Below are 10,201 nucleotides of genomic sequence, written 5' to 3' on the forward strand. Positions count from 1 at the left end.
CTTACTTCCAGAGCACCAGGTGCTCGACGATGGGCCCCAGGGCCAATGCCGGCACGTAGTTGAGCAGGCCGACCAGCAGCACCGTGCCGATCAGCAACGAGACGAACAGCGGGCCGTGCGTGGGCAGCGTGCCGCTGGTGACGGGCAGGCGCTTCTTGGCGGCCAGAGCGCCGGCCACGGCCAGCACCGGCACGATCATCGCGAAGCGGCCGAGCCACATGGCGAGCGCGAGCAGGCCGTTGTAGAAGGGCGTGTTGGCCGACAGGCCCGCGAAGGCGCTGCCGTTGTTGTTGGCGGCCGAGGTCAGCGCGTACAGGATTTCGGAGAAACCGTGCGCGCCGGGGTTCGCGATGCCGGCCTTGCCGGCGTCCGCGATCACCGCCACCGCCGTGCCGGCCAGCACCAGGATCGGCGTGACCAGGATGGCGATGGAGATCAGCTTCATCTCGCGCACCTCGATCTTCTTGCCGAGGTACTCGGGCGTGCGGCCGATCATCAGGCCGGCGATGAACACAGCGAGCATCGCGAAGATCAGCATGCCGTACAGGCCCGAGCCCACGCCTCCGAACACCACTTCGCCCAGCTGCATCAGCACCATCGGCACCATGCCGCCCAGCGGGGTGAGCGAGTCGTGCATGCCGTTGACCGCGCCGCACGAGGCGGCCGTGGTGATGGCGGAGAAGAGGGCGGAGGCATTGATGCCGAAGCGCACTTCCTTGCCTTCCATGTTGCCGCCGGCCTGCAGCGCGCCATGCATCTGGTCGACGCCCAGCGATGTCAGCAGCGGGTTGCCGGCCTGCTCTGCGGGCGTGATGACCATCACGGCAACGACGAACATCACCGTCATCGCCGCGAGCACGGCCCAGCCCTGGCGCATGTCGCCCACCACGTGGCCGAAGGTGAAGCACAGCGCCGCCGGAATCAGGAAGATGGCGAGCATCTGCAACAGGTTCACCAGCGCCGTCGGGTTCTCGTACGGATGCGCCGAGTTGGCGTTGAAGAAGCCGCCGCCGTTGGTGCCGAGCATCTTGATGGCTTCCTGCGAAGCGACCGGACCCATGGCGAGCGTCTGCGTCCTGGTGGTGGCGTCTTCCATCACCGGCTGGCCCTTTTCATCCTTCAGCGGCTGGCCGTCGGCGCCGTTCTTCGGCTGCTGGAAGGCGGTGGTTTCGAGCGTGCTCACCTCCTTGTAGCCGTCGAAGTTCTGGATCACCCCCTGGCCGACGAAGACCACGGCGAGCACGAAGGAGATCGGCACCAGCACCCACAGCGTGACGCGCGTGATGTCGGCCCAGAAGTTGCCCACCAGCCCCTTGCCGTCGCCGCGGCGCGCGAAGCCGCGCACCAGCGCGAAGGCCACGGCGATGCCGGTGGCGGCGGAGAAGAAGTTCTGCACCGAGAGCCCGAGCATCTGCGTGAGATAGCTCATGGTCGACTCGCCGCCGTAGCCCTGCCAGTTGGTGTTGGAGACGAAGCTCACCGCGGTGTTGAAGGCCGAGTCGGGCGACACGGCCGCCATGCCCGCGGGGTTGAGCGGCAGCCAGGCCTGCAGGCGCTGCAGGGCGTAGACGAAGATCGCGCCGATGGCATTGAAGGCCAGCAGCGCGAAGGCATAGCGCAGCCAGTGCATGGACTGCTCCGGCTTCGTGCCTGCAAGCTTGTAGAGCGGCGCCTCGATGCGCTGCATCCAGCGCGGCACGCGCTCGTTGCACAGCGCGGCAAGGAACTTGCCCATCGGCCATGCGAGCAGGCCCAGCAGCACCAGGAAAAGGGCCAGCAGGCCCCAGGCGGAGGAAGTCATTTCAGAATTCCTCCGCGCAGATCAGCGCGAACACCAGGTACGCGAAAAGAACCACGGCGATCAACGCGCCGAAGCCGTAAAGAACTTCGAGGCTGATCACGACGCGGCTCCATCGGCGGCGTTCGACGCCTTGTTCGACGGGTTCTTCGGCGCATCGAGCCTGTTCAGCCCGACCACCATGGCCCCCACCACGGCCCACAGCGCCAGCAAGGCGCCCATCCAGACGATGTCCATGCATCACTCCTGCAAACGAGAAAGATGGGAGTCAGTCTCGGCAGTCGGGCGTCAAAACGGGGGAAAGAGTGGTGGGGTGGGCGTAAAGAAAGCGTAAAAACGCCGGGCTCTAGGGCTCTTCAGTCGTTGAAACTTTGGGGCAGCCGGGCAAGTCCTGCCTCGGAGGGATCGCGTCGAAGGCGGCGTAGTTGCCGCCGCGATCGATCCAGTCGGGCGGATAGACATGTGAAGAGACGTGCAGCTTCACGCCATCGAAGAGAGTTCGAACCGCATGCGCCGTCGCGGCCGCGCGGCGTTGCGCCAGTTGCTTTGCGCCGGGCGCGTTGTCGCGCGCCACGCCCTCGAGGTCGACCGAGTCCAGGTCCGGGTACAGGCGGCGGAAGTAATCCAGCCTGTTGGCGATCAGCGCGATCTGGTCGCGGTCCAGGACTGAGGAGCCTTCGGCAAAGACGACGACGGTCGAAGCCCAGCGCCTGCATTCCTGCGCCGTTGCGCAGATGTTCAGACTGGCAAGGACGAGCAGTACGAGGCCGGTGCGTCTTCTTGCTTTCACCGTTGACCCTCTCCGCCTTCTGTTCGGCACGGACATTCATGCGGACAGGCAGGAAGGAAGTCGATCTCCACCCGCTTGACGTCCTCCTTTCCCAACGCGCCTGCAGGATAGACATTGCCTTTCGTCGGAAGAGCGACCGTCGGCACGCTGAAACGCAGGCTTTTGTCGAGGATGCGAGCGACATTTCTGGCCCGCTGCATCGCCAGGCCCTGCGGGTCTCGCTCTCCCTCCTCGGCGTTGGCTCCCATGCTTATCGACTGGCGATTCGGATACCTCTCGCGAAGCATGGCGGTCCAGTTCGCCAGTCTCGAAACCTGCTCCGCCGAGACCCTGGACGAATTCCGGTCGAAGAACACGTCAATGCTCTTTCCAGGGCTGCAGGCAATGGCTGCGGGAGCGGTAAGCGCGAAGAAAGCAGCAGTCCATCCAGTCCGCAGGCGTTCGCGCCAAACGACATAGCCGCCATACGGCAGCACCGCGCCGCCCGGCGCCGGTGGATCACCCACCACGATCACCTTTCGCATCATTGCGATGAATCTCCAAGTTGAGGACAGCAACTTGTAGGGAGCCCGGATGACGCCGACATCAATCGCCGCAGACAAACACCGGCGCAGCGACTTTTTTCACGCGCCGCATCCGGCCGACCGGAAAGACCCGCCTGTCACAACACGACCGTCCGGCACGTCTCCAGGTCTGCGGCATTCCCCGCGAAACAACCACCTGGAGAACCCAGCATGCACAGCCTCGCGCAAATAGCCCCGGCCTATGACGGCCATTGCCACGCCTTTCTCGACAGGCTTCCGGCACAAACCAATAATCCAAGCACTTTCTTTGATTAATAGGCATCTTATGAACAAGCAATCGAGGGCCTGGCTGGGTTTCGGCCTCGCTGCACTGGTGGTGGGAGGCGCGGGCTACGGGCTGATGGCGAAGCCCGGGGCCGCGCATGCGCAAGGCGGCGGCATGCCGCCGGCCAAGGTGGCGATCGCCGCGGCGCAGAAGACGCAGGTGGCGCGCTTCCTGGGCGGCATCGGCACGCTGGAGGCCAACCGGCAGGTGGAGGTGCCGGCAGAGGTCGAGGGGCGCATCGCGAAGATCCTCTTCACACCCGGCGCCGAGGTGCGCGCGGGGCAGGTGCTGGTGCAGCTCAACGACGCGCCCGAGCAGGGCGACCTGGAGCGCCTGACGGCCCAGCGCGCCAGCGCAAAGGCGCTGCTGGAACGAACGCGCCGGCTGGTGCCGCAGCAGGCGGCCACGCAGGAGCAGCTCGAGCAGGCGCAGGCCGCCTTCGACCAGGCCGGCGGCGAGCTGCGGCGCGTGCAGGCGCTGCTGGAGCAGAAGCGCATCAAGGCGCCGTTCGATGGCGTGCTCGGCATCCGCCGCGTCAACCTCGGGCAGTTCGTGCGCGCGGGCGATGCGCTGGTGTCGCTCACCGACGGCCGCACGCTGTTCGCCAACATCACGCTGCCCGAGACCGCCCTGCCCGCGCTCAAGCGCAACCAGCAGGTAGCGCTGTCGGTCGACGCGTATCCGGGGCGCGTATTCCAGGGAAGGCTCAGCACCATCGAGCCGCAGATCGGCAGCGACACGCGCACGGTGCGCCTGCAGGCTACGGTCGACAACGCCGACGGCGCGCTCGCGCCGGGCATGTTCGTCAACGGCCGGGTCGCACTGCCGGCGCGCGCCGACGCCATCACCGTGCCCGAGACGGCCATCACCTACAGCACGCACGGCGACTCGGTGTTCGTCGTGATTCCCGCCGAAAAAGGCGGTTTCTCCGCGCAGCAGGTCTTCGTGAAGGCCGGCGAGCGGCAGGACGGGCTGGTGGTGATCGAGAAGGGCCTCTCGCCCGGCGACAAGGTCGTCACCTCGGGCCAGCTGCGCCTTTACACCGGCGCGGCCGTCGCGCCCAGCGACAAGGACACGCTGTCGCTCGCGCAGGAATCGAAGTCATGAAGTTCACCGACCTCTTCGTGCGCCGGCCGGTGCTGGCGCTGGTGGTGAGCACGCTCATCCTGCTGCTGGGCGCACGCGCCCTGGGCGACCTGCCGGTGCGGCAGTACCCGCTGACCGAGAGCACCACGCTCACCATTACCACGCAGTACCCCGGCGCCTCGCCGGAGCTGATGCAGGGCTTCGTCACGCAGCCGATCGCGCAGGCGGTGGCGACCATCGAGAACGTCGACTACCTTTCTTCCTCGTCCACGCTCGGCCGCAGCGTGATCAGCGTGCGCATGAAGCTCAACGCCGACGCCAACCAGGCGCTCACGCAGGCGATGGCGCAGGTCAGCCAGGTGAAGTACCGGCTACCGGCCGAGGCCTTCGACCCGGTGATCCTGAAGTCTTCAGGCGAGGCCACCGCGGTGGCCTACGTGGGCTTCTCGAGCAAGACGATGTCGATGCCCGCGCTCACCGACTACCTCTCGCGCGTGGTGCAGCCGCAGTTCGCTTCCATCACCGGCGTGTCGGGCGTGGAGGTTTCGGGCGGGCAGACGCTGGCGATGCGCGTGTGGCTGGACCCCAACCGCATGGCCGCGCGCGGCATCTCGGCGGGTGAGCTGGCCGACGCGCTGCGCCAGAACAACGTGCAGGCCGCGCCCGGGCAGGTGAAGGGCCTGTACGTGGTGTCGAACATCCGCGTGAACACCGACCTGGTGAACGTGGCCGAGTTCCGCGACATGGTCGTCAAGCGCGAGGGCGACGCCATCGTGCGCCTGGGCGACGTGGCCACCGTGGAACTGGGCGCGGCCAGCGCAGACAGCAGCGCGACGATGGACGGCGTGCCCGCGATCTACCTCGGCCTGCAGGCCGCGCCCAACGGCAACCCGCTGGTGATCGTCAAGCGCATCCGCGAGCTGCTGCCCGGCATCAAGCAGAACCTGCCGCCGGGCGTGGAGGTGCAGCTGCCCTTCGAGCTGGCGCGCTTCATCGAGGCGTCCATCGACGAGGTGCGCCACACGCTGCTGGAGGCCATCGCCATCGTGGTGATCGTGATCTTCCTGTGCCTGGGCTCGGTGCGCGCGGTGCTGATTCCGGTGGTGACCATTCCGCTGTCGATGCTGGGCGCGGCCGCGCTGATGCTGCTGTTCGGCTTCAGCATCAACCTGCTGACCTTGCTGGCGATGGTTCTGGCCATCGGCCTGGTGGTGGACGACGCCATCGTGGTGGTGGAGAACGTGCACCGGCACATCGAGGAAGGCAAGTCTCGCGTGCAGGCCGCGCTGATCGGCGCCCGCGAGGTGGCTGGCCCGGTGATTGCCATGACGCTCACGCTGGCCGCCGTGTACGCGCCCATCGGGCTCATGGGCGGACTCACCGGGTCGCTCTTCAAGGAATTCGCGTTCACGCTCGCGGGCGCGGTGGTGGTGTCGGGCGTGATCGCGCTCACGCTGTCGCCCGTGATGAGCTCCTTCCTGCTGCCGCAGGACGCCACCGGCAGCCGCATGGCGCGCGCGGCCGAGAGCTTCTTCCACCGGCTCGCCACTGGCTACGGCAGGCTGCTCGACGTGTCGCTGCATCACCGCTGGGTGACCGGCATCTTCGCGGCGCTGGTGCTGGCGAGCCTGCCCTTTCTCTACAACGCGGCGCAGCGCGAGCTCGCGCCCGGTGAAGACCAGGCCATGGTGCTCACGGCCATCAAGTCGCCGCAGCACGCCAACATCGACTACGTCGAGAAGTTCGGCAAGAAGTGGGACGACGTGTTCGCATCGCTGCCCGAGAACACGGGCCGCTGGCTCATCAACGGCTCGGACGGTGTCTCCAACAGCATCGGCGGCGTGCAGCTTTCCGACTGGAAGGACCGCAAGCGCAACGCCGACCAGATCCAGGGCGACACGCAGGGCCGCATGAACGAGGTGGAAGGCAGCAGCGTCTTCGCCTTCCAGCTGCCCTCGCTGCCGGGCTCCACCGGCGGGCTGCCGGTGCAGATGGTGATCCGCAGCGCGGGCGACCACCGCACCGTGTTCGAGGCCATGGAGGCGCTGAAGAAGTCGGCGCGCGACAGCGGCAAGTTCATCGTGGTCGACAGCGACCTGGAGTTCAACAACCCCACGGTCGAGATCCGCGTGGACCGCGCCAAGGCCAACAGCATGGGCGTGACGATGAAGTCCATCGGCGACACGCTGGCCGTGCTGGTGGGCGAGAACTACGTCAACCGCTTCGGCATGGACGGCCGCTCGTACGACGTGATTCCGCAATCGCCGCGCGAGCAGCGGCTGACGGCCGAGGCGCTCTCGCGCTACTTCGTGAAGAGCGCGAGCGGCCAGCCGGTGCCGCTGGCCAACCTGGTGCAGCTGTCGACCAGCGTGGGCCCGAACAAGCTCACGCAGTTCAACCAGCTCAACGCGGCCACCTTCCAGGCCATTCCCGCGCCGGGTGTGACCATGGGCGACGCCGTGGCCTTCCTGAGCGAGGAGGCGAAGAAGCTGCCTGCCGGCTTCAGCTTCGACTGGCAGTCGGACGCGCGGCAGTTCACACAGGAAGGCTCGGCGCTGGTGATGGCCTTCGTGTTCGCCATCGTCGTCATCTACCTGGTGCTGGCGGCGCAGTACGAGAGCCTGCGCGACCCGTTGATCATCCTGATCAGCGTGCCGATGTCGATCTGCGGCGCGCTGGTGCCGCTGGCGCTGGGCTTCGGCACCATCAACATCTACACGCAGATCGGGCTGGTGACGCTGATCGGGCTCATCAGCAAGCACGGCATCCTGATGGTGGAGTTCGCCAACGAGATCCAGATGCACAAGGGCCTGGACCGGCGCTCGTCCATCGAGGAGGCCGCGCGCATCCGGCTGCGGCCCATCCTGATGACCACCGCCGCGATGGTGGTGGGCCTGGTGCCGCTGCTCTTCGCGAGCGGGGCCGGCGCCAACAGCCGCTTCAGCATCGGGCTGGTGATCGTGGTGGGCATGCTGGTGGGAACGCTGTTCACGCTGTTCGTGCTGCCCACCATGTACACGCTGCTGGCGCGCGACCACCGCGCCGAGGGCCGCTCGCAGCGCGCGGCCGAACTCGAAGCTCTGGCCGAAGGAGCATGACCATGAACCGATTCTTTTCCTACGCTGCTCCTTTCGCGCTGGGCATGCTGGTGCTCGCCGGCTGTGCCGTCGGGCCCGACTACAAGGCCCCGGTGGACGCGCCGGTGGTCATCCGCGCGCCGGAGCGCTCGCTCTTCGCGAACGACGCGGTACAGCGCGACTGGTGGAGCCAGCTCGACGATCCGCAGCTCGATGCGCTCGTCGACCGCGCGCTGGCCGAGAACCACGACATCCGCATCGCGCAGGCCCGTCTGCTGGAAGCCCGCGCGGTGCAGACCGAGGCGGAGTTGGACCGGCTGCCGGTCGTCACCGTCAGCGCGAGCAAGACGCGCGGCATCGCCCAGGGCAACAACGGCACGCAGCCCGACGTGCGCTCGCTGGCCCAGAGCAGCCGCGCCGGTTTCGACGCCTCGTGGGAGATCGACCTGTTCGGCCGGCTCAAGCGTCTGGACGAGGCCGCCACCGCGCGCGCCGAGGCCAGCGCGGCCGACCTGGAGCAGGTGCGCATCGTCGCGGTGGCCGAGTTGGCCCGCAACTACTTCGAGATGCGCGGCGCGCAGCAGCGCATCGCCGTGACGCGCCGCACGCTGGACAGCCTGCGCCAGAGCCTGCGCGTGACCGAGGCGCAGGTGCAGACCGGGCGCGGCCTCGAAGGCGACCTGGCGAGCGCGCAAGCCAACCTCGCGACCACCGAGAGCCAATTGCCCGCGCTGGAGACCGCGCGCCGCCAGTCGGCATACCGCGTCGCGGTGCTGGCCGGCCTGCGCCCCGGCGAGCTCGAGCCGATGCTGCGGCCGCGCCAGCTGCGCATGCTCGACAAGCACCTGCCCGTGGGCGACCTGAGCGAGCTGCTGCGCCGCCGGCCCGACGTGCTGCGCGCCGAGCGCGGGCTTGCCGCGAGCACGGCCGACGTGGGCGCGGTCACGGCGGAGCTTTACCCGCGCTTCGACGTCGGCGGCTTCCTCGGCTTCGTCGCGCTGCGGGGTTCCGACCTCGGCAGTTCGTCGAGCCGGGCCTTCAACGTGACGCCGGGCGTGAGCTGGCCTGCCCTGCGGCGGGGCTCGGTGAAGGCCCGCGTGCGCGGCGCCGAGGCCCGCGCCGAGGGCGACCGCGCGCTCTACGAGCAGACGGTGCTGCGCGCCATCGAGGACGTGGAAGGCGCGCTCACCGGCTATGGCCAGAACCAGCTGCGCCTGCAGCGGCTGATGGAGGCTTCCGCCCGCAGCAGCCGCGCCGCCGAGCTGGCCGAGGTGCGCTACCGCGAGGGCGCCGCGCCCTACCTGAGCGTGCTCGACGCCCAGCGCACCCTGCTGCGCGCGCAGGACGCCGTGGCCGAGGCCGAAACCGCCTCCTACACCAGCCTGGTCGCGCTCTACAAGGCGCTGGGCGGGGGCTGGCAAGCACCCGCGATGGCGAAGGGAGCGCCAACCACCTGACAATGGTGCTGTTTTCCATGCCAGAAGCAGACATGTCCGCCCCCGATGCAAAGCCAACCTGGATGCCGCACCAGCCGGCAGACCGCATCCTCTCGACGCTCAAGACCCGTGGCGCGCTCGGCATTCCCGACATCGCCAAGGTGCTCAACGTCACGGTGGAGGCGGTGCGCCAGCAGATGGCCAAGCTGGAGACCGAGGGCCTGGTCGACGCCGAGAGCCGCTCCGGCGGCCGGGGCCGGCCCACGCAGATCTGGCGGCTCACCGGGGAGGGCCACAAGCGCTTTCCCGACACGCACGCCGAGATGACGGTGCAGATGATCAGCGCCGTCATCAGCGTGTTCGGACAGAAGGGCATGGACCAGCTCATCGACGCGCGCGAAGCCACCATGCGCGCCAACTACACAGAGGCCATGCGCGGGGCGCGCAGCCTCAAGGCGCGGCTGGAGCGGCTGGCCGAAATTCGCAGCCGCGAAGGCTACATGGCCGAGTTCCGGCCCGACGAACAGGGCGAAGGCTTTCTCTTCATCGAGAACCACTGCCCCATCTGCACCGCGGCGCAGGCCTGCACGGGCTTCTGCCGCAGCGAACTGCAACTCTTCGACGAAGTGCTGGGCCCCGACGTGAGCGTCAGCCGCATCGAACATGTGCTGGCGGGCGCGCGACGGTGCGCCTACCGGGTCGAACCCAAGGCGAACGCCTGAATCCGTTTTTCAACACCCAAGAAGGAAACCACGATGGAACACAAGCTCCCCCCCCTGCCCTACGCACTCGACGCACTGGCGCCCGAGTATTCGAAGGAAACCCTCGAGTACCACTACGGCAAGCATCACAACGCCTACGTGGTGAACCTCAACAACCTGCAAAAGGGCACCGAGTTCGAGTCGATGACGCTCGAGGAGATCGTCAAGAAGTCCAGCGGCGGCATCTACAACAACGCCGCGCAGATCTGGAACCACACCTTCTTCTGGAACTGCATGAAGCCGCAAGGCGGCGGTACGCCCACCGGCGCGCTGGCCAAGGCCATCGAGGCCAAGTGGGGCAGCTACGACGCCTTCAAGGAAGCCTTCGTGAAATCGGCCGTGGGCAACTTCGGCTCGGGCTGGACCTGGCTGGTGAAGAAGGCCGACGGCTCGGTGGACATCGT

General features: G+C 67.7%; 10 protein-coding genes. 5 read left to right on the forward strand and 5 right to left on the reverse strand.

Translation table 11 applies throughout. The annotated features are described in order from the left end of the window. Position 1 precedes the first annotated feature (1 nt). The 5 genes from kdpA to QMO14_RS11145 all read right to left on the reverse strand — a co-directional run bounded on the left by kdpA (position 2) and on the right by QMO14_RS11145 (position 3,115). Complete coding sequence (gene kdpA, locus QMO14_RS11125; protein WP_301507098.1) at positions 2–1,801, reverse strand: potassium-transporting ATPase subunit KdpA; 1,800 nt, start codon at positions 1,799–1,801, stop codon at positions 2–4. A 1-nt stretch (position 1,802) separates the two neighbouring features. Further along, positions 1,803–1,901 (reverse strand): K(+)-transporting ATPase subunit F, encoded by a 99-nt coding sequence (kdpF, locus tag QMO14_RS11130; protein WP_019657711.1) that lies wholly within the window; start codon positions 1,899–1,901, stop codon positions 1,803–1,805. Beyond that, positions 1,898–2,035, reverse strand: coding sequence for a hypothetical protein (locus QMO14_RS11135; protein WP_301507101.1), 138 nt, complete (start codon positions 2,033–2,035; stop codon positions 1,898–1,900). Before QMO14_RS11135 ends, kdpF begins: the two co-directional genes overlap by 4 nt. Positions 2,036–2,144: 109 nt before the next feature. Further along, positions 2,145–2,588, reverse strand: coding sequence for a hypothetical protein (locus tag QMO14_RS11140; RefSeq protein WP_301507103.1), 444 nt, complete (start codon positions 2,586–2,588; stop codon positions 2,145–2,147). Further along, positions 2,585–3,115: a hypothetical protein gene (locus tag QMO14_RS11145; protein ID WP_301507105.1), complete on the reverse strand. Its 531-nt coding sequence runs from the start codon at positions 3,113–3,115 to the stop codon at positions 2,585–2,587. Before QMO14_RS11145 ends, QMO14_RS11140 begins: the two co-directional genes overlap by 4 nt. A gap of 322 nt (positions 3,116–3,437) precedes the next feature. On the opposite strand from QMO14_RS11145, the gene QMO14_RS11150 reads away from it, so the two are divergent. The 5 genes from QMO14_RS11150 to QMO14_RS11170 all read left to right on the forward strand — a co-directional run. Continuing rightward, entirely contained in the window at positions 3,438–4,544 is a 1,107-nt protein-coding gene (locus tag QMO14_RS11150) for an efflux RND transporter periplasmic adaptor subunit (RefSeq protein WP_301507107.1), read from the forward strand. Continuing rightward, positions 4,541–7,621 carry a MexW/MexI family multidrug efflux RND transporter permease subunit gene (locus tag QMO14_RS11155; RefSeq protein ID WP_301507109.1) on the forward strand — a complete coding sequence of 1,027 codons (3,081 nt, stop codon included), beginning with the start codon at positions 4,541–4,543 and terminating at the stop codon, positions 7,619–7,621. The genes QMO14_RS11150 and QMO14_RS11155 overlap by 4 nt, the downstream gene beginning before the upstream one ends. Beyond that, positions 7,618–9,057 carry an efflux transporter outer membrane subunit gene (locus tag QMO14_RS11160; protein ID WP_301507111.1) on the forward strand — a complete coding sequence of 480 codons (1,440 nt, stop codon included), beginning with the start codon at positions 7,618–7,620 and terminating at the stop codon, positions 9,055–9,057. The genes QMO14_RS11155 and QMO14_RS11160 overlap by 4 nt, the downstream gene beginning before the upstream one ends. A 32-nt stretch (positions 9,058–9,089) precedes the next feature. Next, a complete protein-coding gene (locus tag QMO14_RS11165; protein ID WP_126025421.1) occupies positions 9,090–9,758 on the forward strand; it encodes a metalloregulator ArsR/SmtB family transcription factor in 669 nt (222 codons plus the stop codon). Positions 9,759–9,791: 33 nt separating this feature from the next. Next, positions 9,792–10,201 (forward strand): superoxide dismutase (locus QMO14_RS11170; RefSeq protein WP_301507114.1); only part of this gene is annotated, 410 nt, incomplete at its 3' end.

This window comes from Variovorax sp. CAN15 (assembly GCF_030462475.1).
GTDB lineage: Bacteria > Pseudomonadota > Gammaproteobacteria > Burkholderiales > Burkholderiaceae_C > Variovorax.